The following is a 23,922-nucleotide window of genomic DNA, read 5'->3' as shown; positions in this document are numbered from 1 at the left end:
TATTTATCTCTCGGACTATATTCCTTATAATAAGAAAATATGAAAAATATGACAAATGGTAAAACAGATACCAAATGATGAGGTGATCCTTTTGGGACTTGTAGATGTAATAAGCGATTATAGCTCGTCCTTTTCTAGTGGAATAGCTAATTTAGAGGAGCAAATTAGCCGATTGAAGCTGGCGAAAACACAAATCAACAATGAACAGGAAGCAAGTCTTATAGAAATCAAAGAAATAAAAAAACCGGAGTTAGGAAAAAGTTGGACTGGTAATCGTGCAACGGATTTTAACGAGTCAAGAAGTGGTGCATACAAGGTCATGCTGACAATCGTTCAGGATGAGTATGATGACTATCAAGCGAAAATTGAACAGAAAATCACCTTCCTGGAGATTCAAAAAGCTGCGATGGCGGCCGCCGAAAAAGCTGCCCGTGAAGCGAGCGAACTGTTGAGTAAAGGGGAAGAATTCCTTGACCAAGTGGAAAGTAAAGTATCGGATTTAAAGAAGTGGGTGTTTTAAATGACGACAATTAAACTGAATCATGCAGTCGTGACAAAACAAGTAAGCCAGGTAAAAACGGCCGTGGATGGGACGACAATCGGAGCACTGCCGGCCGACCAGCTCGGCAATAACGATCTGAGCTTCACATCGAAATGGGAAGAACGGGAGACCAATCTGGAAAAGACCTTCAATCAATACCTGACGATCGTCAAAAAGAATCTGGAAGACACCCGGGCGAACGTGGATTTACTGAAAGAGCAGGATGAGGCCATCACCCATAATGTACAGGGGTATCAGCCATTATGACAATCTTCGAAGCCAAACCTCTGAATTCAGCAGTCAAGTCACGGGCCAAGCAATATGAAGACCTGAAGGGGCAAGTAGAGACACTGAAAAAGGAATTTCAGGGAATCGTCGATTTGGATGAAGAGCTGGCCGGAGCCGGGGCGACGGCCATCAAGAACTTTTATCGAGCACAAGTAGAGGTGGCCAATGCCTGGATCGAATTATTCGCGACACAGATCAGCTTTCTAAAAGGCATTCCGGCCATATTGGAAGACGCCGACTTATCCGGTGAGACCGTGGTCGAGGTGCCGTTTTTAGAGGGGGAAGTGACCCACGGTCTCTCTAACGCCAAGTCCATGGTGAACCAGCAGTCCACCGATCTCCAAAAGATTTTCCAAAACATTGATGATATCCTTCCGCTTACGGTGTTCAAACAAGAAGATTTCCATGAGAAAATGGAAAAGGCCGAAAAAGAAAAGAACGATACCATCAAGAAAGTGCACGAAGTAGATAATAAATTAGTAGAAGAATACCAAGTGACCGAAGCCCAGGAAAGTGTAGCCATTAGCCTTTTCCAGGCCTTACTTGAAGCCACCAGTCAGGATGGTACCGTTTCCCCGATGAACTTCAACCAAAGTGCCTTTCAAGCGAGCCAAGCTTATCAAGTGAAGGATGAAGTGGCCGAGAATATGCAAGGATACCGGGACTTCAAGAAGCAAGAAGAGGAAGCGCGGAAACTCGAACAGGAAATGGAAGAACTCGAGAACCGCCCATGGTATGAAAAAGCCTGGGACACGACAAAAACCTTTACAGGGGAAATCACGGGGTATTATGATTCAGTAAGAGCGACAACGGGGGTCGATCCCGTAACAGGCCGTGAACTCTCCGAAGCCGAACGAATCGCCGCGGGCGCGATGGCCGCGGCCGGATTCATCCCCATCGTCGGCTGGGCTGGGCGTGCGATTAAGGGTGGAAGTGCCGTCTACAAAACCGTGAAGGGACTCAACGCTGCAGACCATGCATTGGACGCCTATAAATCTAGTAAAGGGCTGGATGTCCTCAAGCAAACCGAATACGGATTATATGGATTAACCGCCGCCAACGGACTCGGCGAAGCCATGACCGGCAAGGACATGTTTGGAAACGAACTCACGGATGAACAGCGCCAAAACAGCCTGATGAACGCCCTTGGTATCGCCGGAGTTGCCGGGGCAGCGAAGGTCGCAGACAAAATGGCAAACGGGACAAAGTTCATCCCCTACAGCAAGGAATTTGTGCAAAATCAAGTCCAGAAAGCCCAAGACTCGATCAAGGATATGGGCAAGGCCATCGGGAAAGTGGAAGTGCCAACTGGAGTTAAGGTTAGGACAGTCGCGGATACAACTGGAAATACTTACAAAAATATCTCGGTTGATAAGACGACGATAAAGGATCTTGCGCAGAAGATAACGGCGAAGGGTGAAGGTAGTAAGGGTACGGGTAATATTGGTAAGATAACTGAAATAAAAGAGAAGGATCTTGGGAAGCAAATTATCAAAGGGAAAAATGGAAGGAAAGAACTTGCGCCCAACGTACGCTATGTTACAGAGGATGGTTATAAATATACAACAGATGAAATTGGTAGAATAGTAGATGTTGAGGCAGAAGGATTGATACTTCAAAAAGGTACACGAAATCCGGGAATGCAAGTGGCAGCAGGCCGGGAAGATAGGTTAATGGATGATGATGGTGGGCACTTGATTGGAACCCAATTTCATGGCTCTGGGGATATTGACAATTTAGTAGCTCAAAATAGACAAATTAATCGCTCGGGTGGAGAGTGGTATAAAATGGAGAATGAGTGGGCAACTGCTTTGAAAGAAATTCCACCGAAAAAAGTATCTGTAAAAATTGAGCCAATTTATTCAGGAGAGTCACTAAGACCAAGTTACTTTGAGATATTATATGAAATTGAAGGAAAAGGGATATTTGAGAAAACGATTAGAAATAGTGCTGGGAGTTGATTGAAAGTGGAAAAAGAAATGAATAAATTATATAGAGAAATAGCAGAAACAGTTAATGAAATGATTCCAGAAGAATGGGATAAATTTTATTTTTATTCACAGATATCAGAAACCGGTGGAGGAACTTATTTTTTTTATAATACTCCTGAAAATAAAGAATTTTTTAATTATAGTGTGGAAATTCCATTTAACTATTCTATTGATAAAGAAGAATTCAAAAAGAATAAACGAAAGCTGTTTGAGTTGTGCGATGAACTAAGGAATATCTTTAAAAATAATCAGCAAGAGCTTTGGTACTCTTTTACAATGTCTCTTGAGAATAGTGGGAAATTTAAAATGCATTATGATTATACAAATTGGTTCGATACTGAATATAGTTTTAGTGACCAAATGATTATTTGGAAAAATAAATACTTAGATGAGGTGCCAAATGATGAAAATTATAAAGCATTAATCGAGAAGTACCATAATGAATTTCCAGATAATCCGATTTAATTAGAGAAGGATAGTAATACATCAGGAAGAGAAATGGCAGAATTTAAAAAAGAAATTAATTGCAAGAAAATTAGCTTGAGATGATGAAATGCTTATAAGTTCTACTATCGATTCAAACAGGCATACAATTAATTGTAATTGTATGCCTGTTTAGAGTTAGGGAAGTACCGGATACGAAATACTTACAAACATATCTCGGTTGATAAGATGCCGATAAAGGATCTTGCGCAGAAGATTACGGCGAAGGGTGAAGGTAGTAAGGGTATTACAAAAGGTGAATATAAAAATTTGAGGAAAAAGACACCAAGTAACGAAATAAGAAAAATGGTTAATCCAGATGGTCCTAAAGTAGACCCAGTATACGGGTATGAAGTTGATAAGTTTGAAGCAGACCATATTGTTTCAATGAAAGAAATAACTGAAATGGATGGATTCAGTGGGTTAACTCGAGAACAACAAATAGAAATTCTAAATCTAAAAGATAATTTTGTTGGTCTTGGAAAATCTTCGAATGCATCTAAGGGGGCTCATAGTTGGGCTGAATGGAAAGGGCATTCTAAGATGGGAGAGGTTCCTGTTAATGTTAGAATGGAAATGATAGAAAAAGAGGAACAAGCTAGAGAAGCTCTAAAAGTAGCTATAGAAGAGAGGTTGAAGTAATGAACAAATTTGAAAAGATTATTATGGGTAAAATCATTATAGTGACTGCCGAAAAAGAATTAGAACCTCAAGTAGAAACTTTGTTTGCTATATTAGAACAGGTAGATCGTAATAAATTAATTCATGGTTTCTCTCTACAAGTAGGTTGGTCCGTCTTTTATTTACATGAGAGAGAAACCGGGAGTTTTATATTGACTTCTCCTGATTATACTAGAAATCCATTTGAAGATATAACAGAAGATTTAACTTTAGCATTGTGGGTACAACTAGAACAAGGTCATTTTTTGAGAAAGATAAATGTCGAAGGTTTATCAATAAAATTTAGTGATAAAATCATACTTTCTAAAGGTGTACTAGAACTCGAGAAAATATATTTACAAAGAAATGGAGATGTAGAAAAAGGAGATTCAGGTTGGTATATAGGTCCTGTAGAAGATAATAATAACACGGAGTTGTATGCTCTATATGCTTATCAACTACTAAAAATTAAACCAGAAATCATTCAAGTGCTTGCTTTACCAAATGACTATATGGTTGTTTTTGAAGGTAATGAAATAAAAGCAGTATTAAACGAAAACGATGTAGATGTTTTTTAAAGGCTCCATATAGATTTTATATACGAAAAGGTATCTCTGTTCCGTATGATTTCCTTCGCGATGAACGTGATATAAGAGTATCATTCGATTGTACGTGGGATGATAAAACTGGTTTAGGGGTTCGTCTCATAAATGAAAAAGTAAAAAGTAGGGTATCAAGATGTCGCAATTTAAATTCACTAGTTGTTAGGTGAAATTTCTATGAGTAACAGCAAAACAGCAGATTTAATATTGGAGATATATTGTATTAATATTTGAAAATATTAATCATAAAGTTTTTGGAGAATAAGAATAGATTTTTGATGAGCCAGAAAGAGAATGTAAGACCTTAATATCAGTTAAGGTCTTTTTGCCGTAAAGAAGATAGATGTAATGAGTTCGTAGGCGGGCAGCCAAGGCCGCAGACAAAATGGCAAACGGGACGAAATTCATCCCCTACAGCAAAGAATATGTACATAATAAAGTCCAGAAAGCCCAAGGCACAATCAAAGATATGGGCAAGTCCCTCGGGAAAGTGGAAGTGCCAACTGGAGTTAATGTTAGGACAGTAGCCGATACGACTGGAAATACTTATAAAGCTATTGGTGTGGATAAGACGACGATAAAGGATCTTGCGCAGAAGATAACGGCGAAGAGTGAAGGTAGTAAGGGTACGGGGAATGGTAAATCAGGAGAAAAGAGTTCTCTTGCACCTGGTGGAGGATTGGCTGCACATGAGGTAAAAGGTAGGCATTTGATTGAAAGACATGTTGGAAAAACTGATGAAGAGTTATTAGAGAGAATAAAGAATAATCCTAGAATTAATGGGTCTTCTACTTTTAAAGATAGGGCTATTGCTGAGAAAGTTGTTAGTACAGCCTTAAGCGAAATTAATAACAAAAATGCGATTAAATCTTGGATGAGTAATTCACAAAGTAAGTCAAACTTAGTTTTGACTTATGAAGGAACCGAAGTTATTGGGCGTGGAGTAAAAAGAGGTTCTACCACTGTTGAAAATATGTCAAATGCTAGAATTATTTTGAAAAAGGATGGAGAAGGAAATTACATTTTAACTGGCTATCCAAATTAATACTCAAGAGGTGAGATGTTATGTTGTCTTCTAACAAACTAGAAGAATCAGTTTTTCAGTTCTTGGCCGGAACTTTTCATCAAGATATTGATTCTTCAGAAGTGGCATTACAAGAATTATTAACAGAAGAAAGTATAGAATATCTAGAATCTGCTATTGTCTTTTTAACAGATTTTATTAGAAGTAGTAAGTATTCAGATATTCAAAAGAATGAATATATTCAAAGTTGTGCAGATGGTGTATACTTTCCTGCTCTTGATTTACAACCACTTCAGTGGCTCTATCAAGTAATTGAACAAATAAAAGAAGCTGTTAAAGAAAAATAACAACTATATCCCGGATAACGGACACTAATAAAAAAGTGCCTAGTTGTTCGGGATTTTCTATATCGAAAGAGAACTCTTTATAAATTAATTTATGTACGAAAAGTGGGCGCAAATAAAAAAAGTCTCATTATCATATCCATTCGATCTTCCTAAACTTTTAATGCCGAACGAATAGCCGCGAGCACGAAGGTCGCAGACAAAATGGCAAACGGGACAAAGTTCATCCCCTACAGCAAGGAATTTGTGCAAAATAAAGTCCAGAAAGTCCAAGGCTCAATCAAGGATATGAGCAAGGCCATCGGGAAAGTGGAAGTGCCAATTGGGGTTAAGGTTAGGACAGTAGCCGATACGACTGGAAATACTTATAAAGTTATTGGTGTGGATAAGACGTCGGTAAAGGATCTTGCGCAGAAGATTACGGCGAAGGGTGAGGGTAGTAAGGCTGTTGCTGTAACTAAATATGGTAGTCATTTTTTAGAAGAATTCAAATTGAAACCTAATGTACAATATGAAACGAATGGATATTTATATCAAACAGATGATTTAGGAAGAATTAAGAGAGTTTCCGGAGAATTAACTTTAGAGATGGGAGAGCGTAATACTAAACATCAGTTAGCTGCTGGGGGGGAAGATAGAGTTAAAGCTCCTAGTACTCAAGGAGATCATGGCGGACATTTAATTGGTACGCAATTTAATGGGTCTCCGCTTATTGATAACATAGTTGCAATGAACGAGTCGAACAATAGAGGAACAAGAAGATGATGACTATTTTGCCAATGCGGTTAACATACAAACCGTGGTGGTTTTGGGTACCTGGTGGCCACTAGAGCCTTTCACCAAATGACTTATGAAGTAAACTTCCCCCTCTATTGAATCAGTCGAATATATATAATTGACATTGAGAATCATTTTCATTTATAGTGAAGGTATAGTGAAAAAAGTTCTCAATTAGGAAGGTGAGAGGAAGAAGGTACTTATCGGTTTTTTATCCGGTACTACCGAGAATATGGCCGTAATTATGAAGAATTGCCTGACAACTGTAGGCTGAAAGTATATACGGAGAGGCTGGATACCGGAGAAGTAGATACTTTAAAGGAGTTTGATTTGACCCTTTATCGGTGTATATACATGGAATAAAGAGGAATGCCCTTATGAAGCAATCGAGTAAATCTTGCGCGAAATGAAGATTATATGTTTGAGTTCGGGCGATTTGGGTTATAGAAATCCTTGTGACGCGATACAGATTTTTTTAGAAAAAATGAAAGAATGCTGTGGTCATAAATTGTGATTGGATTCTTAAAGTCCATCATGAACCTACTACATATAATCAAGTAAAGAAATGCGAAGATTTTGCAGATCATGCTCTTATATGGGGAAGAGAAAGTGGAGATTTTTCCGTTCAATCGAATATGATGTATCCCAACCTAGGAGAGAGTCTGTTTATTTATGAAGGAGGGTTTTCATGAGAACCCAAATAGATAAAAAGGGAGAAGCCATCAAAGATCAGCTTATCCAAGAACTATTGAAATTCGGCATTTTCAAGAAAAACGATAAACAATTATATGAGTTACCAGTTATTGTACTTCAAAAAGAATTCAATCAGCTAAGAGGTGAATGAAGAATGCCTAGAAGAACAAAGTCATTTAATCAACTGCTTAAAGAAAACCGAAATACTTTGCTTCAAGACAAACGTGAATTGGAGCGAATATATATCAAAATTGACCAAAAGGCAACGGGCGAGGTAAAAAGCGATCGACAAGTACACTCGTCATGATATCCTTTGCTCACATATATAAGGAAACCGATAACAGTCTATGTTTCGGTTTTTCATATGCTAGACACCATATTTCTGATTTTGATAGTTGATGTCCAAATCAAAACAAACAGTGTCATGAAAAATGGCGCTTCTGCAGCAGCTGCATCCGGTTCACCCCTTGTATTTACGATAGGGACATAGTAATGGTTCTAAAAGGAATAATGAAAGCATATAAAAAAGGAACGGGTTCTACTCATGTGTAGAGTCCGTTCTTTTTTGTCACGTGCTCCCATCACATCCAGGCATTATGGCAGAATATCAATGGACAGTACGTAGGAGGGATACCATGTTAGTCGGTCATATCAAGGAAATCGTGCGGCACCCTGTTAAATCGTTTCGTGGGGAGAGCGTCCAAAAAACGAATGTCATGCAGTACGGGGTATATGGGGATCGCAGTCATGCGTTTTTGGATGAAAGCAGGCCAGGTAAATTTTTGACCATCACTCAACACCAGAAAATGGTTCAATATCAAGCGCGATTTGTCGGGGAAGAGTCGATGGTTGCCTATCCGACAGTTGAAATTACCTCACCGGAAGGAAAGGTCATGGCTTGGGGTGATGAGGATTTACTTAGGGACATGGAAATGGAATCGAAACGGAAGATATCCTTCATTGAATATTCGCCTACCCATGTACCATTGGGAGCGATAGAGGCGGAGCCTATTCAACTGGTGACGGATGCGTCCCTGAACGAATTACAAATGATATGGGGGAAAGACCATCTCGATCACCGACGGTTTCGGCCCAACTTCGTCATCTCGTTAACCGATAAAATCCCATTCATTGAACAAACCTGGTTCGGAAAACGGATGAAAATAGGCCGGGATGTGGAAATCGAATTGAGAAGGCCCTGTGAAAGGTGCATGATCATCACGGTGAATCCGGACGATGCAAAACGGGACCCCACTTTGCAAAAAGCGGTCCAAAAGAATTGTGATAACCATTTTGGCGTGTATGCCTCTGTCACTCGAACAGGGGAAATAGGGGTCGGAGATGAAGTATTCCTTCTAGACTGAAAATAGGAACACTGCCTACTAATGATAAAAGGCAGTGTTATTTGGTTTTATCTCCAATTAACACATTACAATATTGGTAAAAATGGTAAAATAAAGGTGACTTATGCGGGGAGTTGTTTAGATGCGTCCTTATCCTACTTGGTTTACTTATGTGGTGAAATTACTTTGGTTGGCGGGGTTATTTGTCCTGCTTGTTGTCAGTTATACCCTTGGATTGACCATTCAGAAGAAAGTTGAAGCCACTTTTATCATCGAGCCACTTTTCTGGTTCGATAGCATGGTCCCCCTTGTGTTTGGTCTATACGTGTCCCTGCTTTTCGTGAAGGGATGGACATTCAAGCTTCATATGCCTCTTTTTATCTGCGTCACCCTTCCATGTCTGATTCTATCCTTATACGTACCAATCGTGTACACCTTTCTTCCAAGCGCAGCCTATTTTCCCGACCCATATTGGCTGCTTACAAGAGATAGCTTCAGGATCATACCGGTCGTAGCTGGTTTGACACTATTCACCAGCCTGTTCGGAGTGAAGCGAGATTCCATGTTTTATAAATGATGTTTAGGTGAGTGGTTGAATTATCGCGTTGGGCGGTTGAATAAATGGAATCTGTGGTTGAATTATTTACGTTGTGTGGTCGAATTATCACCTAGCATGGTTGAATTCCTACCCTTTGGAACGATTTCTCAGCTATAATTAGCACGGTTGGCTAGTTATCTAACTAGTAGCTTAAGGGGAATTGGAAAGAAGGAAAAAGATGAAGTTTAAACCAGCTTTTTATTACTTTTTAATCATGTTGATACTTTTAAATGCTAAAGCCATTACATTTCATAATACGCATCTTTTTTCACTAATGATTATCATGGTGTCGATCTTGCTTATTTTAATGAGTAGATTGAGGGTCTTGGAGGAAGATGGTCCTAAATCTAGACATATAATTTTAGGCTTTGTATGTGCCCAAGGAGTTTATTATATGGAAAATTTTTTAATGAATTAAATGTAATAACGCTTACGAAAAAGGTACACCTATATGCCATGTGAAAAATGAGCTTGGAGCTAGAGAACCAAGCTTATTTTTTTGTTCTATTGATTAACATGTTCTTCTCATCTTCTTCCTCAGCTTCTGTAGGTTCGTTAATAGTATGTTTGCTCGGTTTGTAAAAATGAGCCACAAAAATCCCATTAATGGTAAAATTATTAAATAACCGACTTTTTTACTTACATAGAGGAGGAACAAAATTGAAAAGCAGAATTCTAGTTGTGGGCATGCTGTGCTTACTCTTTCTAATTGGCTGTTCAAAGTCGGAAGAACCTTCATTCGAGGATTTTTTTCACACCGAAATGGAAAAAACGAAGGATGAGTATGGGGATGAATTTGATTATGCCTATTCTCTCGTATATACAAAAGTCCATACAATGAACCAACATGATGATGCTATCGCCATTTTTACGGAGCATAATCCAAATGGAGACCAAATCTTTATTGCCTATTTAGAAAAAGAAAATGGGAAGTGGGAGTGGAAGCAAACAAGAGGCGCAGAATTTAACGATCCAGTCCAATGGTCTGCGATGAACGAAGAACCCTACATATACTCAGGGACGCTTACCGATGACTCCATTTCACATATGTTTGCAGGAGATGAACCTGCTGAAATCATCGAAGTGGAGAAGGGGAAAAGATTCTGGTACGCCATTAGCGATATTAAGGACGTAAAAGTGAAAGCGGTCAAAGAAGACGGAACCGAAGAAAATGTGGAAGAAATAGATGAAGGGAGAGTGAAAAAAGTTGAGTGAGGATCAATGCCCGAAATGTAACTCATACTCGATTAAGAAAGGGATACTTGGGACAGGGTTCAAATTTGTTCAAATGTTCTCCTATGATCATTTAAAGAATAAGCCGTCCAAGATCACCTCTCATTATTGTTCGAATTGCGGGTTCATCCTTGGTTCTTATGTGGATAACCCGTCCAATTTAGAACCAAAGGGGGATAAGTGAAGCTGGATTGCTTATGTGCACGACGGAAACCGTCCATTCTGAAATTGGAAGCAGATACCGGCGCAGATCCGATATGGTGCCATCTCTGTGGATGTAACCTGGATTTAGATGAAGTCCCCATTTCAGATGAACTGAAAAAGGAGCTATCAGATTGGGTGAGAGAGTATGGAGACTGGATAGATTGGGAAACGGATATCATGCTTCCAGACGGAATGACTCTTGAAAAAGAACATAATGAAAAGGGATTACGATTAACGGAAAAAATCAAAGAAGAGCTGGATGGAAACTATAGAATTGTATTTTTTCCATCCAAAACGACCTGTATGGATACTCCCTGATCAACATGCTCCTTTAAGGGAGTGTGGATTGACTGTTCTTTACTAAGAACAATTTGTCTGGCATCTTTACTGTTCCTTCTTGATAAGGTATGTTCCATTCGTACTTTTGAAAAGATAGTGGTAGGAGGAGATCATGGTGGATGAAGCAAGGATTTCGAAAGAGAAGATGAAGAATATGCTCGTATGGATTTTCGTGCTATGTCTGTTCGATGCTGTGGTAACCGATTTTGGCATCCAGGCAGGATACATAAGAGAACTGAACCCCCTCATGAAAGAAGTGTATCATTGGAATCGCTCCTTCTTCTACGGATGCAAACTGTTCCTTCCTTTGCTTCTTTTGTGGATCTATCCGCAGTTAAAACGTAGAAAAGTGGTGAATGGCGGAATCTTGCTTTGTTTGGCCGCGTATGCCGCCGTCACGGTATACCATTTCTTCTGGATGTTACTGGTGATGAAAGGCAGTTAGACTGATAAAAAGCCGGAATTGACCGATATATCATGTGAATTGACCGATAAATACCAAGAATCGACCGATAAAAACAAAACAAACAAAAAAAACGAATAATTGCCCGTTAAGACAATTACTCGTTTTATGGAATGGTTTAATTGTTATTGTTATCGCTGCGAGCTTTTCCGCCCTTTTCACCGATTTCTTGGTAAAACTCTTTGTCATGATTCTCGGAGGTCGCTTCTCCGCCTTTTTCACCAATCTCTTGATAAAACTCTTTGTCGTGATTTTTTGAAGTTGCTTCTCCACCTTTGCGACCTGCTTCTTCCCGACTCATTTTGTTATTGTCAGCTATGTTAATCACTCCTATAAAAGTTTTTTGTGTTGCTTACAGTATCATGTATATCCTAATCCACACTCTAGTAAACTAGTATTTTGAAAAAAATACATATTATATTGAAAGGAGAGTCGATTTTTTAAATAGAAACGTTTAAATGGCGCTCATTTGAGCGCCATTGTCATTTGTCAGATTAAAACTAATTGTATGCTAGTCCAGTTCGTATAAGTGAAAAAGATGACCAGTACATTCTTGGTCATGTTGATCAGAATCCGATTATTCCTGAACTCCATTTCCTTATTCTCTTGAAGAAAAAAAGGTAAGGTAATGCGATGTGGGAATCTTTCAAGGACCGTCAAGCCAATCCAGATGATCAGACCAAATAGTGGAAGGGCAAGTACGCTTTCCTTTGAACCCAAAATACTCACTTTCCCGAACGAATTAAATTGAAAGGGTATTTGACTTGGTAGAGAAGACCATTCCGTCATTATGTATACAACACTTGAAATAAGAAATAAGAGCGAAATGATATCTAATATCATTTCTATTAGCGTTCTTTTGCGTTTAACTACTAACCGCTGCTGTTTAATCTCCCTCATCTCCGTTTCAAAATAATAAACTTCCCGGCGTCTTACTTAAAAGTGGAATGTAGCGGACCACTCTCCTATTTTAGCACGGGGGAAGGGACGAAGTATGATGTAAATCTCCCAATCAAAAAAATAAAGGGACCATACGGCAACCTTGTTCAATTTAAAAAAACAAAAAACCTTAGGAGAGGGGGCCTAAAAAGGCGGTCACCTAAGGGATCGTGAGCAGGTAAATACCTGACTCTTTTTCCATTATACTCCTTTTGAATCGGAAGATAAACACCCCTTCCTCTAGGTTACAATAAAAAATATATTTTCTGTATGTTCATCACTCCATTTATATCTGTTATGGTGCGAATGGATGGTATTTTTGATGCCTGTGTTTTTCATGGAAAAAAGGACTTGGAATTAATTTGGGGAAAATGATAAACTAGCTATATCAGTGTGTAGAGATATTGGTCTTTTCTTTTTGGGGGGCCAAAAATATATGTCTCATGATACGTCTGCCATCTGAAATATTTTTTTATATGGGAGATGGATCGATATGCACGGGGAAACAAGATTACCAAGAGGCGGAAAAGAATTTATATTGTTTTTAGTCATCATTTCCATTCTTTCTGTCAACATTATCGCACCACTTATTATGGCATTTAAATTTGGATTCACGAAGGACGTGTATGTTGATACGTTAAAAGTGATTCCGTTTGTTTGGGTTTGTGTCATTATATTGGTACCATTTGTGGTAAATCCACTTGTTACTAAGCTTGTACAAAAGTTTGCTGGACCTACGGACGGCTTTAATGCACGGGTGTTGTTCACAATATTATTTAGCGTGAGCATCTTGTCCGTTTTACTGACAGTTATCGGTTCTTGGGTTGGCATGGGGGAAATTAGCTGGAAGCCGATTCATACGTTCTTTTATGACTGGCCACGTAACTTCTTTATCGCATTCTGGGTTGAAACGTTGATCGCTCAACCAGTAGCCAGGTTTGCCATGAAGAAATTGCATGAAAGTCAAGCACGTAAAACCGTAAATGCTTAAATCCCATACAGTACCACTCATATAAGCCGATTGATTTTATTATAAAATCAGTCGGCTTTTTTGATTGGGTCTTTAGAAAAGGTATGGAGAACCCATCCATCGAGCGTATAATAATAGAAGGTATTGTGTAGAGTACAAGCTATCCATACAGGGATTGCAAGAGGGATTGGGGGAGGCAGATCATCATGGAATTGTTGATTACCATGACGGAACGGCTCGGGATCATCGTGACGATTGCCTTTATCGTGACCCGTTTTCGTTTCTTTCGACAAATGTTGAATGAGGATCATTTTAACCGGAAGCAACAGGTCAAAGCCATTTTGTTCTTTGGGGTGTTCGGCATCATTGGCACCTATACCGGACTGACATTGAGTCCCGAATCGCTTGAGTTCAACCGATGGGTCGGGTCTGTCGGGGAAGATGAGGCCATTGCCAACTCCCGCGTGATCGGCGTTGTACTTGCCGGTTTATTCGGGGGATGGCGCATCGGACTTGGTGCTGGGATCGTCGCGGGGATTCATCGTTTTGCATTGGGAGGATTCACGGCGCTTTCCTGTGGGGTCGCCACGATACTTGCGGGTCTGCTTGCGGGTCTTTTTTATAAGAAAAACAAACATGTTAAACTTTCCAAGGCTTTAATGATCGGGGCCCTCGCTGAAGCGATGCAGATGTTCATCATTCTTCTTCTGTCGAAACCGACCGAACAGGCCTTTTCCCTTGTCGGGCATATTGGTATTCCGATGATTATCGCCAATGGCCTAGGCAGTGCCTTGTTTCTATTAATCATCCGAAGTGTTCTGAATGAAGAGGAGAAGGCTGCTGCCTTGCAGGCACAGAAGTCATTGAGGATTGCAAGGCAAACCCTCGGGTATATGCGCCAAGGTATGAACGAAAAGTCGGCTGCTGCGGTATGCCGGATTTTGTTTGATGAAGTGAAGGCAAGTGCCATCGCGATAACCAATGAAACGAAAATCCTCGCCCATATCGGTTTGGGGGATGACCATCACTCGCCGGGACGGCCGCTCCAGACAGAAATCACACGCCAGGTGATCGAAGGTGGGGAGCTGATCGTAGTGGGAAAACGGGATATTCATTGCCAGGTTTCCGATTGTCCGTTAGGCGCGGTCATCATTGGTCCTTTAAAGAAAGGAAATCAGACAGTCGGGACGTTAAAGTTATATTTTCGCCATGAAAAAGAAATCAACAATGTGGATGTCGAGTTGATGTCAGGGTTGAGTATGCTCCTCAGCTATCAACTGGAAGTGTCACAGCTCGACGATGCACAGAAATTGGCACAAGAAGCGGAGATTAGAGCCCTTCAGGCCCAAATCAATCCGCACTTCCTATTCAATGCTTTAAATACGATCAACTCGTTAATAAGGATTGATCCTAACAAGGCAAGGAAAATGCTGCTTCACTTATCCCAGTATTTCAGAAAGAACCTAGCCAGTACGACGGTGGAGTGGACGACCTTATCGGAGGAACTTTCACATCTTCAAGCGTATGCGAATATCGAAAAAATGCGGTTTGTCGATAAGCTGCACATTCATTATGAAGTGGGTGAAGATGTTCTCCATGCGAAGATCCCGCCGCTCATCCTCCAGCCATTAATCGAGAACAGCATCCATCATGGGTTTAAAAACAAAACGGAAAACTGTTCGATACATATTCTTCTTGAAAAAGAAACGGAAGCCTCGATTAGAATCGTCATAAGGGATAATGGGGCTGGTATCGAGCCAGGTCAGTTACAAAAGCTTGGCCAAGAAATCGTTGAATCCAAAAGCGGGACAGGCCTTGCCCTTTATAATGTGAACAAACGGCTCACGATGATGCTGGGGCAACAATCGGCCTTGAAGATTCGGAGTGAACCAGGAAAAGGCACGGAAATATCCTTTCGCATTCCAAAGTAAATGAAGAAAGTGGGGAAGAACATGAAATCGGTCATTCGGACACTTGTCATAGATGATGAACGTTATAGCCGCGAGGAATTGATTCATCTGTTGAAGCAGCATCCCTCCATCGATATAATCGGCGAGGGTGAATCTGGGGAACAGGCCATCGTCTTGGCGATGCAGCTGCAGCCTGATGTGATTTTCCTCGATGTGGAGATGCCGCTCATGAATGGGATGGAGGCAGCGAAGGCCCTCCAGGAATTGAAGAACGTCCCGAGAATCGTCTTTGCGACTGCCTATCCTCAGTTCGGTGTGGAAGCCTTTCGTGTGGATGCGGTGGATTATCTATTGAAACCGTATGATGAAGAACAATTGGCAGAGACGGTTAGCCGCCTTGAAAAACTATTCTTAAAGAAAGAGGAGAATAGGCCGGTCAAAAGCGCCGGAAGACTGGCTGTCGAAGTGGAGGGGGAAATCCTCTATGTTCATCCTCATGACATCCTATACATTTCACGGGAAGAAAAGGTATCGAAGATCGTCACGGTCGACCATGAATATGAAGTGAAAACGACGATGAAGGAATTAGAAGAACGGTTACATGAATTCCCGTTTTTCAGAATTCATAAAAGTTATCTGGTGCATATGAATTATGTATTGCGTCTTACCCCCTGGTTCAATGGGGCGTACCAGCTTGAATTGAAAGGACGGGATGAAATGCTGTCCGTCAGCCGGACGTATGCCAAAGCTTTTCGAGCGGCCTTGGAGTTATGATAGGGTAGGAAGAATCTGATATGAATCCAAGCGAGACTCTCAGATTCTTTCTCGTATACATGTGACAAAATTTTGAACATTTTACACGTTAATTCGACATATGAACCTCTTACCCTCCGAATTCGACATGATAATAAGAATTCAATCTTTTCTGTCAATTCATCGTTTATACTATATGTAAGCGATTCCAAGGAGGGCATAAACAGATGTATACATTTTTAGGTGGAGTCATTCTATTACTAATCGGATATTTTACATATGGTAAATTCATAGAGAGAATGTTTGGTGTCAAAGCGGACCGACCGACACCGGCATATGCGAATCAGGACGGCGTCGATTACTTGCCGATGAGCACGAGTAAGAATTCTTTGATCCAATTATTGAACATCGCAGGGGTCGGACCCATTTTCGGTCCGATTATGGGAGCTTTATATGGACCTGTTGCGTTTATCTGGATCGTACTTGGCTGTATCTTTGCAGGGGCGGTTCATGATTACCTAACTGGCATGATTTCAATTCGGAACCGTGGAGCCCATTTACCGGAACTTGCAGGTAAATTCCTGGGCAGAGTGATGAAGCATGTTGTCAACGCATTCGCCATCCTGTTATTAATTTTGGTGGGTACGGTATTTGTCACGTCCCCAGCATCCTTGCTTCATAACTTAATGAATGGGACGGTGAGCCTGACGCTCATCACGGTAGCCATTTTTATTTATTATATTCTGGCGACACTTCTGCCCATCGATAAAATCATCGGACGGTTTTATCCGATATTCGGGGCGTTATTATTAATCAGTTCCGTCGGAGTGGGTGGAGCCTTGATCATCCAACAAGCGCCGATACCGGAACTGACGTTATCCAATTTACATCCGGATAACCTGCCAATCTTCCCGTTGTTGTTCCTAACGATTTCATGTGGGGCACTATCAGGCTTCCATGCCACACAATCACCAATCATTTCACGTACGACCCAAAATGAAAAACAAGGCCGGAAAATCTTCTATGGAATGATGATTGCAGAAGGAATCATCGCCATGATCTGGGCCGCTGCTGCCATGAGCTTGTTCGATGGACCAGTTGGCTTGAACGAACTTCTTGCAACAGGTGGAACAGGATTGATCGTAAGTGAAGCGGCAAAAGTAACGCTTGGAGCGTTATTCGGCACCATCGCCGTACTGGGTGTCATCGTCTTGCCGATCACGTCCGGAGATACGGCTTTCCGAAGTGCACGGATGATCATTGCCGATTATGTGAAATTCCCGCAACTGAAAATGAGCAGCCGCTTAGTCATCGCGGTTCCGCTGTTCGTCATTTCCATTGCTTTGACGCAAATCGACTTCAATATCCTATGGCGCTACTTCTCATGGGCCAACCAAGCAACAGCCGTCATCGCCCTATTCGTAGGAGCTATGTACCTGTACATCGCGAAGAAGAATTACTGGGTGTCCTTACTGCCAGGAACCTTCATGCTATATACGGTGTTGGTCTATATCCTGAACGCCCAAATCGGTTTCCGATTATCGATGGATACCTCCTATATCATCGGAGCCATCGTCAGCGTCATCCTGGTCATCACCTTCTTCGTCGCAGCGAAAAAACAACGAGCAGCCAACATCCCGCTCGAAGAAGATCTTTCGTATTATAAGAAAACTGCTTAAAGAAAAAACGCCACTTTGGCGTTTTTTTTATATTCAGGTAGGATGTATAATAGATTGACAAAAATATTTATTTATGCTATAATTTACAGTTAAAATTTTTGTGTGTATAATGAGATTCTCCTGGCCAGGGGAATCTTATTTTTGTTATACGGGGGATGAATGTATGAAGAAGAACGAATCAAGTATGACTTCCTTAATATCAGCCTTTGGTCGGGCTTACCATAGTCAATACGACACACCCAAAATTTTTGATGATTTTATTGTAAAAGATTTAATTAGCCAAAAAGAATTTACGGATATTCAAGAGAACATGATTAAAGGCATTCCATTCTTTAATGATAGCATAGCAAAGAAATTTCGAGATGACCCAGATGAAATGTTAAAATGGATTACACAAGTCCAACTTTCTCCAACTCCTTTAGCACGTGCTGCCTATTGCGAAAATGTAGTACTCCATGAAATCGTGCTGGGCGTTCAACAGTATGTCATCTTAGGAGCGGGATTAGATACCTTTTGTTTCCGACACCCGGAATTAAACGAAAGCATCGATATATTTGAAGTGGATTATCCAGCTACACAAGACTTTAAAAAGATCAGGTTAGAAAATGCAAATTATCAAATCCCGGATACCCTTCATTTTGTTCCAATGGATTTCACCCGACCATTTGCCATTCAAGATCTTATTGGAAAAGGTTTCATGCCTAACAAAAAAACCTTTCTTAGTCTTTTAGGTGTTTCATATTATTTAACAAAAGAAGAACATGCCAATTTGATTAATGAATGGTTTGCCAATCTACCTTCAGGGAGTTCGATCGTATTTGATTATGCAGATGACAACCTTTTTGAAGAAAAAGGGCTGTCCAATCGCGTGCAAAATATGGTTCAAATGGCATCAGCTAGTGGTGAGCCCATGAAATCATGTTTTACTTATGAAGAAATGGAGAAAATGTTAGAAAACTCAGGTTTACTCATTTATGAACATTTATCACCTGTTGCCATTCAAAATAAATTCTTTGGTGGTCGAACAGATTATTTGTCTGCATTCGAAACCATTCATTACATCCATGCTGTGAAAAAATAGTATGTCGCAAGAACTAGAACCTCCCAATCTCTCTATGATGGGGAGGTTCTTAGCATTTATATCTGATATTCCTTTGAACATTCCTTTTTTTGAATGTCATAATCTTCTGCGGTTCCTGATGGTATTTACTTTTACCCAAGGAAGTTTTGAATTTGATGGATGGTCAAAATCGTGGTAAACAAGCACCCGAAGGAAGTTAAGATTATAATTTTTCTATTGTTTTGCTTTTCTTCAGGTTTAAAGAATTCATGAATTTGTACAATCCATAACGCCATAGTGACAAGGGCAAGAATTCCGATGGACAAAACACTCACCTCCTAAAGACTGTTCATACTTATATTTATCTTTAGTCTAAAATTCATTTCACAGTGTGACAAGTTACTGAAATTCCAGTTAACGTGTATTTCTTTCCTTGTCATTAATTTAACATAAATATCCATTCGTTGCTAAGCCTATTTAAATCAATCTTTTCCTTGAACCTAGCCTTAAAAATTGTTTAGCAAATTAAAAACTATTCATTTTAATTTGGATAAAGTTTACAATCGTTATAACGATGAATGGCAAGTGAATGGGGATGGGGGAATGATGATGAAACAAGTTTTATACCTAGGGGCAATACTAGGAACGGTGCTTTTAACGGGATGTAGTACAAATCAGGAAGCGAATCAGACAAAGAGTGAAGAGGCGTCTAAAGTGTTAGGGGGTGAACAAACTATAGAGGGTGCACCTTTATCCAATCCTCCAATTGATGTTGTGGAAACAACGGGTCCCCTTCAATTGACGCAGGAACAAAAGGAAGAGTACCACAAGCAGTATGAGGAAATTGTCCATCAGGCGAATGAGACCAAAATAGGGATTAATCTGGGCGTACCTTCGATTGAGGAGTTTGAACCCCAAGATTGGGCTGAGCCAAAAGACTATAAGCAGAGGATCCAAGAACATATGGATTTCTTCTTGGCAAGTGAACGTGAGGCATTAAGTAATCTACCTTCACAAACTAGTGAAGTCGTTATGGGTTCGAATGGAGAAAGGAAAAAAACGGCCCACCTTTATGTTAGCGATAAGATTTTTTCAGTAGAGGTTTCAGGTATGTTTGAGACACAATATAATGAAAATCGGGAAGGCCAAATGTTTTCAAAGGTAGATCAGATTACATCACATATAGCCAGTTCTTCTAATGGAGAATGGAAGCAAACCTTCTCGGAGGCCAAACTTGTGGATAATGGCCGTACATATAGCCTTTTGATTGAAGGGGTGTATACTTTACATCGTATAGCCACAAAGAAAGCCTTCACGATTGAATTCAGTTGCAATGAATTTGGTGCTATTCTTTGATCAAGCATTATTTTACACGACACCAAGCTTATAAAAGAAGGGATCAACACTCATGAGTATCGTACAATTTTCGAAATTCGAGCAATACAAGGATCTGCTGTATAGCTTGCCGGCCTCGTATACAGTGGACATGATCCGAAACAAGCAATTTCTGCTGGATCGGGATGAGAAGAAAAACCTCGAAATCTATTATGCTCCTTTTGAATATGTGAATGAACATGCCAAGGTCGTGATCGCCGGAATCACACCAGGATTACATCAGATGAAGAAATCCTTTTCAACCGTCATTGAAGTCAAGGATTACATAGAAAGTGAGGAAGAAATCCTCCACGAAGTAAAGAAACAATCCAGCTTTGAAGGGCCGATGCGAAAGAACCTCGTCAAGATGCTGGATGAGCTGGGTTTACATGAATACTTGGGGCTATCCTCCACGATCGAGCTTTTCGCCGAGGCCAATTCCTTGGTCCATACAGGATCCGTCCTGAACTATCCGGTGTTTTATAAGGGAAAAAACTACAGCGGGACGACGCCGGACATCTTAAAGACGAAGCTCCTAAGGAAGCATATCATGGAAGGGTTTGCGACCGAAATCAGCAACATGGACCAGCCACTCATCATTCCGCTAGGCATCAACGTCTCCAAGGTCCTCACCTACTTGGCGGAACAGAATCACCTCGATGCTAGCAATCTGCTACTAGGATTCCCGCATCCTTCCGGGGGCAATGGACATAGGCACAGGCAATTCGCGGAGAATAAAGAACAGATGAAAGAGATGATCCGGGATTACTTTTCGAATCATCCAATCCAGTGAAGCTGTAAGTTTGTGATTCAAGGGCATCCAGAGAATGTGTAGAATCATGATAAAAGCCACCTGAGGAGGGAGTCCCTTCAAACAGGCGGCTTTTATTGGTTTGCATTTTACGCAGATATATTAAAAATGTGAGGAGTTCGATGTCGCGATGGCCCTACTAATTTTGGCTGCCGTGTCTAATAGCAATGGAAGAAATTCTTCTTGGAGAACTTCTTCACTGATTCTTCCAGCATGTGCGGAACAATTGATGGCGGCAATGACCTGTCCTTCAGAATTTTTTATGGGAACAGCGATGGATCGGAGTCCTTCTTCGAATTGCTGATCAACCCCTCCCCAACCCATTTCACGGACTTCATCCAAGGTGCTCAGTAATTGTTGCTTGTCCGCAATCGTTTTTTCTGTAAACGACTGAAGCGTAATTTGATCCAACTGTTTCTCTAGTTCATCTTTCTGAAGATTAGCTAGAAGCACGTGTCCCATGGACGTCGCATAAGCAGGGAGGCGGGATCCGACATCCAGATTAATCGACATGATTCTTTTCGTAGGAACACGGGCAACATAGATGATTTCCGTGCCGTCCAAGACAGAAATGGAACTGGACTCACCTATTTGGGCAACAAATTCCCGCATGATGGGATAGGCCATATTCCAAATGTTCTTCGAAGAAATATAGGCATAGCCTAATGTCAGGGTTCGGGCGGTTAATGAAAAGGATCCATTTTTCGACTCTGCAAACCCTAGGTGAACCAAAGTAAGTAAGATCCTGCGCACAGTCGGTCTGCTTAAACCGGTTATTTTCGCCGCTTCACTTATGGTCAGTGTCGGAGTTTCCTGTGAAAATGCCTGAATAACAAGCAGCCCACGTTCTAGGGATTGGATATAGTCGCCACTTTTTATATTTTCTGAATATTCAGTTGACATAAATGATACCCCCTGTGTAAAATAAAGTTGTACGAATAGAAAATTTATGTACGGTTATCGTACAATTTGTTCATTCATTTTGCAAGTCCTCCAAGAAAAGATTACCTATACGATTCACTTGCAAATGTATGCGGTTACAAAGTGTAAATATAGTTGGCCATTTAAAATCTGAGGGGGAAACAATGATGTCAGAAACAATTGTACAAAATAAGCGTGTATTAGAAGCGTATGAAAGCTTTGCTAAGCATCTGAAGAATTTTTTAGATGAACAACAATTTAATCATGAAGAGTATACGAATTTCGTGAATTGGGCAGATCGTCTGGGTAAAAGTGGAGAAATCCCGCTATTCCTGGATGTCTTCATCGAGACCTATGTATTGGAAGCTAAATATAAGGGGTTGCCTGGTACAGAGCCTTCCCTTCTTGGACCTTACTTTGTGGAAGGGTCGCCGTTACTTGAAAAGCAACCGTTCATTATACCGGAAAGACCGGATGAAGCCGGAGATAAGTTAGTGTTTTATGGAAATGCAAGTTCCGTTAACGGGCAACCATTGGCCAATACAAAAGTGGAGTGGTGGCAGGATGACAGCGACGGCCTATACTCGAACTTTGATTCAAAAGCACCTGACTTTAACTTAAGAGGTCATTTCTATACAGACGAGAACGGAGACTTCGAGGTGCATGCGAGAGTTCCTATTCCTTACCAAATCCCTACGAGTGGTCCAACAGGTGAATTTGTAAGAGCGGCTGGGTACCATGCATACCGTCCTGCCCACATCCATATGAAACTCGAGCATGAAGGCCATGAAACACTGATCACTCAAGTCTTTTTTGAAGGGGATGAGTGGTTAGAAACGGATGTAGCCAAAGGCGTTCGAACTTCCTTGTTAACGAAACTTGAACAAGTGGGGGACCATAAAGAGGCATCCTTGAATTTTGTATTGAGAACCCTCTAATACTTGATGAATCGAATTCCTAGGCTGTCGAGAGCATTTCGGCAGCCTTTATTTCATAACACTAAAGATTCCTTCCATACGTATAACGGATAAAGGTGAGGTGCCAATACATGAACTCTTATAAAAAAATGATCAACGGGAACGAAAACCAAGTGGTGGATTACCCGGGGGAAAAAGGTCCGATTATCGCGATTCATGGCCTAACAGGTACACATAAAAACATGCACCATTACGCGGATGCCTATAAAGGGGAATACAGATTCATTTCGGTCGACCTGCGGGGACGGGGAAATAGTGCGGATACAGATCCCGAGCCTTCCATCTTTCGTCATGCCGAAGATATCCTGGCATTAATAGAAGAAATGAATATCGAAAACCCTATCCTCTTGGGTCACTCCATGGGAGCCTTTATATCGGCCATTGTGGCCAGTAAATTAAATACAGTAAAAGCCGTCATTCTGCTGGATGGTGCTGCTACAATGTCCGAACACCAGAAAAGGATCGTTCAGCCTTCGTTGGGACGATTGAGTAAAGAATACGAATCTCAAAAACATTATGTCGAAGAAATCAAAAAGATTTACGGAAACCTAGGAATCACCTGGACAGAAACACTGGAGGATGCCGTCGAGTATGAAGTGGCTCCTGTAGCTGACCATTGGGAGAATAAATCAACCGAATCAAGAATCCTCGCTGACTTTGAAAGCTTTTATACCTTTAGTCCAAAAGAGATCTGTTCACAGATTCAATGTCCCGTATTGCTTGTGTATGCTGAGGGCGACATCGGGTCCATGCCACCGTTATTCTTTCTGTCCGACTATGAGGAAACGCAGAAGTATACGGAACGAATCGAAACGGTCGTTTCGGACTGCAATCACTACACCATGGTCTTTGAAAAACGTGATGACATCAATCAAGATATTCAATCCTTTTTGAAGAGGGTCGAACAAACACCATTTACGTTTTTGAAGCAGTAGAGAAGTGAGG

Annotated in this window: 28 protein-coding genes and 2 pseudogenes; 26 read left to right on the top strand and 4 right to left on the bottom strand. The window is 40.8% G+C overall.

All coding sequences use genetic code 11. The annotated features are described in order from the left end of the window. Window positions 1-91 precede the first annotated feature (91 nt). The 17 genes and pseudogenes from ACIQXH_RS05785 (at window position 92) to ACIQXH_RS05705 (ending at window position 11,565) form a co-directional block, all read left to right on the top strand. Window positions 92-520, top strand: a complete 429-nt coding sequence (locus ACIQXH_RS05785) for a YwqH-like family protein (RefSeq protein ID WP_403122566.1) — start codon at window positions 92-94, stop codon at window positions 518-520. Next, window positions 521-808 (top strand): YwqI/YxiC family protein, encoded by a 288-nt coding sequence (locus tag ACIQXH_RS05780; RefSeq protein ID WP_403122563.1) that lies wholly within the window; start codon window positions 521-523, stop codon window positions 806-808. It abuts the gene before it with no gap. Beyond that, complete coding sequence (locus ACIQXH_RS05775) at window positions 805-2,790, top strand: T7SS effector LXG polymorphic toxin (RefSeq protein ID WP_403122560.1); 1,986 nt, start codon at window positions 805-807, stop codon at window positions 2,788-2,790. Before ACIQXH_RS05780 ends, ACIQXH_RS05775 begins: the two co-directional genes overlap by 4 nt. A gap of 6 nt (window positions 2,791-2,796) precedes the next feature. Then, window positions 2,797-3,285 carry an antitoxin YezG family protein gene (locus tag ACIQXH_RS05770; protein WP_402876146.1) on the top strand — a complete coding sequence of 163 codons (489 nt, stop codon included), beginning with the start codon at window positions 2,797-2,799 and terminating at the stop codon, window positions 3,283-3,285. Between the two features lie 207 nt (window positions 3,286-3,492). Then, window positions 3,493-3,945 carry a hypothetical protein gene (locus tag ACIQXH_RS05765; RefSeq protein WP_402987068.1) on the top strand — a complete coding sequence of 151 codons (453 nt, stop codon included), beginning with the start codon at window positions 3,493-3,495 and terminating at the stop codon, window positions 3,943-3,945. Continuing rightward, a complete protein-coding gene (locus ACIQXH_RS05760) occupies window positions 3,945-4,541 on the top strand; it encodes an immunity protein Imm33 domain-containing protein (protein ID WP_402876156.1) in 597 nt (198 codons plus the stop codon). Before ACIQXH_RS05765 ends, ACIQXH_RS05760 begins: the two co-directional genes overlap by 1 nt. 29 nt (window positions 4,542-4,570) lie before the next feature. Then, window positions 4,571-4,715 (top strand): annotated as a pseudogene (locus tag ACIQXH_RS05755) (DUF6985 domain-containing protein); the annotation flags it as partial. A 235-nt stretch (window positions 4,716-4,950) separates the two neighbouring features. After that, window positions 4,951-5,610 carry an RNase A-like domain-containing protein gene (locus tag ACIQXH_RS05750; protein ID WP_403122557.1) on the top strand — a complete coding sequence of 220 codons (660 nt, stop codon included), beginning with the start codon at window positions 4,951-4,953 and terminating at the stop codon, window positions 5,608-5,610. 20 nt (window positions 5,611-5,630) lie between these two features. Further along, a complete protein-coding gene (locus tag ACIQXH_RS05745; RefSeq protein WP_402873258.1) occupies window positions 5,631-5,936 on the top strand; it encodes a contact-dependent growth inhibition system immunity protein in 306 nt (101 codons plus the stop codon). 201 nt (window positions 5,937-6,137) lie between these two features. Further along, complete coding sequence (locus ACIQXH_RS05740) at window positions 6,138-6,698, top strand: DNA/RNA non-specific endonuclease (RefSeq protein WP_402873261.1); 561 nt, start codon at window positions 6,138-6,140, stop codon at window positions 6,696-6,698. 700 nt (window positions 6,699-7,398) lie between these two features. Beyond that, window positions 7,399-7,554 (top strand): Fur-regulated basic protein FbpA, encoded by a 156-nt coding sequence (locus ACIQXH_RS05735; protein ID WP_402873264.1) that lies wholly within the window; start codon window positions 7,399-7,401, stop codon window positions 7,552-7,554. Window positions 7,555-7,557: 3 nt separating this feature from the next. Then, window positions 7,558-7,710 (top strand): FbpB family small basic protein, encoded by a 153-nt coding sequence (locus tag ACIQXH_RS05730; protein ID WP_403122555.1) that lies wholly within the window; start codon window positions 7,558-7,560, stop codon window positions 7,708-7,710. Window positions 7,711-8,038: 328 nt separating this feature from the next. Then, window positions 8,039-8,767, top strand: coding sequence for an MOSC domain-containing protein (locus ACIQXH_RS05725; protein ID WP_402873270.1), 729 nt, complete (start codon window positions 8,039-8,041; stop codon window positions 8,765-8,767). Window positions 8,768-8,888: 121 nt separating this feature from the next. Next, entirely contained in the window at window positions 8,889-9,323 is a 435-nt protein-coding gene (locus tag ACIQXH_RS05720) for a hypothetical protein (protein WP_403080200.1), read from the top strand. A gap of 681 nt (window positions 9,324-10,004) precedes the next feature. Beyond that, window positions 10,005-10,559 carry a hypothetical protein gene (locus ACIQXH_RS05715; protein ID WP_403080202.1) on the top strand — a complete coding sequence of 185 codons (555 nt, stop codon included), beginning with the start codon at window positions 10,005-10,007 and terminating at the stop codon, window positions 10,557-10,559. 198 nt (window positions 10,560-10,757) lie between these two features. Beyond that, window positions 10,758-11,099, top strand: a complete 342-nt coding sequence (locus tag ACIQXH_RS05710) for a hypothetical protein (RefSeq protein WP_402957426.1) — start codon at window positions 10,758-10,760, stop codon at window positions 11,097-11,099. A gap of 133 nt (window positions 11,100-11,232) precedes the next feature. Beyond that, complete coding sequence (locus tag ACIQXH_RS05705) at window positions 11,233-11,565, top strand: DUF5658 family protein (protein WP_402957428.1); 333 nt, start codon at window positions 11,233-11,235, stop codon at window positions 11,563-11,565. Between the two features lie 142 nt (window positions 11,566-11,707). Here ACIQXH_RS05705 and gsiB read toward each other — a convergent pair. After that, window positions 11,708-11,902, bottom strand: a pseudogene (gene gsiB / locus ACIQXH_RS05700) (glucose starvation-inducible protein GsiB); the annotation flags it as partial. A gap of 170 nt (window positions 11,903-12,072) precedes the next feature. Continuing rightward, window positions 12,073-12,372, bottom strand: a complete 300-nt coding sequence (locus ACIQXH_RS05695) for a hypothetical protein (RefSeq protein ID WP_483878327.1) — start codon at window positions 12,370-12,372, stop codon at window positions 12,073-12,075. A 643-nt stretch (window positions 12,373-13,015) separates the two neighbouring features. Between ACIQXH_RS05695 and ACIQXH_RS05690 the strand changes: the two genes are divergently transcribed. From ACIQXH_RS05690 to ACIQXH_RS05670, 5 genes are all read left to right on the top strand, one after another. Next, window positions 13,016-13,513 carry a hypothetical protein gene (locus tag ACIQXH_RS05690; RefSeq protein ID WP_402957430.1) on the top strand — a complete coding sequence of 166 codons (498 nt, stop codon included), beginning with the start codon at window positions 13,016-13,018 and terminating at the stop codon, window positions 13,511-13,513. A gap of 182 nt (window positions 13,514-13,695) precedes the next feature. Continuing rightward, on the top strand, window positions 13,696-15,423 hold the full coding sequence (locus ACIQXH_RS05685; protein ID WP_402957683.1) for a LytS/YhcK type 5TM receptor domain-containing protein: 1,728 nt from the start codon (window positions 13,696-13,698) through the stop codon (window positions 15,421-15,423). A 21-nt stretch (window positions 15,424-15,444) separates the two neighbouring features. After that, window positions 15,445-16,176 carry a LytR/AlgR family response regulator transcription factor gene (locus ACIQXH_RS05680; RefSeq protein ID WP_402957432.1) on the top strand — a complete coding sequence of 244 codons (732 nt, stop codon included), beginning with the start codon at window positions 15,445-15,447 and terminating at the stop codon, window positions 16,174-16,176. A gap of 206 nt (window positions 16,177-16,382) precedes the next feature. Further along, entirely contained in the window at window positions 16,383-17,834 is a 1,452-nt protein-coding gene (locus ACIQXH_RS05675; protein ID WP_402873289.1) for a carbon starvation CstA family protein, read from the top strand. A gap of 163 nt (window positions 17,835-17,997) precedes the next feature. Then, entirely contained in the window at window positions 17,998-18,915 is a 918-nt protein-coding gene (locus ACIQXH_RS05670) for a class I SAM-dependent methyltransferase (protein WP_402873292.1), read from the top strand. A gap of 131 nt (window positions 18,916-19,046) precedes the next feature. Here ACIQXH_RS05670 and ACIQXH_RS05665 read toward each other — a convergent pair whose 3' ends face one another. Further along, the gene (locus ACIQXH_RS05665; RefSeq protein WP_402873295.1) at window positions 19,047-19,220 is read right to left on the bottom strand and encodes a hypothetical protein; all 174 of its coding nucleotides are present in this window, start codon (window positions 19,218-19,220) and stop codon (window positions 19,047-19,049) included. Window positions 19,221-19,503: 283 nt separating this feature from the next. Between ACIQXH_RS05665 and ACIQXH_RS05660 the strand changes: the two genes are divergently transcribed. Further along, window positions 19,504-20,250, top strand: coding sequence for a hypothetical protein (locus ACIQXH_RS05660; RefSeq protein WP_402873297.1), 747 nt, complete (start codon window positions 19,504-19,506; stop codon window positions 20,248-20,250). 52 nt (window positions 20,251-20,302) lie between these two features. Next, a complete protein-coding gene (locus ACIQXH_RS05655) occupies window positions 20,303-21,061 on the top strand; it encodes a uracil-DNA glycosylase family protein (protein ID WP_403122552.1) in 759 nt (252 codons plus the stop codon). Window positions 21,062-21,181: 120 nt separating this feature from the next. Here ACIQXH_RS05655 and ACIQXH_RS05650 read toward each other — a convergent pair whose 3' ends face one another. Beyond that, window positions 21,182-21,982, bottom strand: coding sequence for an IclR family transcriptional regulator domain-containing protein (locus tag ACIQXH_RS05650; protein ID WP_403122549.1), 801 nt, complete (start codon window positions 21,980-21,982; stop codon window positions 21,182-21,184). Between the two features lie 185 nt (window positions 21,983-22,167). On the opposite strand from ACIQXH_RS05650, the gene ACIQXH_RS05645 reads away from it, so the two are divergent. Next, entirely contained in the window at window positions 22,168-22,938 is a 771-nt protein-coding gene (locus ACIQXH_RS05645) for a dioxygenase family protein (protein WP_402873304.1), read from the top strand. 110 nt (window positions 22,939-23,048) lie between these two features. Beyond that, complete coding sequence (locus ACIQXH_RS05640) at window positions 23,049-23,912, top strand: alpha/beta fold hydrolase (RefSeq protein WP_403122546.1); 864 nt, start codon at window positions 23,049-23,051, stop codon at window positions 23,910-23,912. Window positions 23,913-23,922 lie beyond the last annotated feature (10 nt).

The sequence above is a fragment of the Peribacillus sp. NPDC097225 genome, assembly GCF_044761955.1.
Taxonomy (GTDB): domain Bacteria; phylum Bacillota; class Bacilli; order Bacillales; family DSM-1321; genus Peribacillus.
This window is presented reverse-complemented; position numbering and strand designations above follow the sequence as displayed.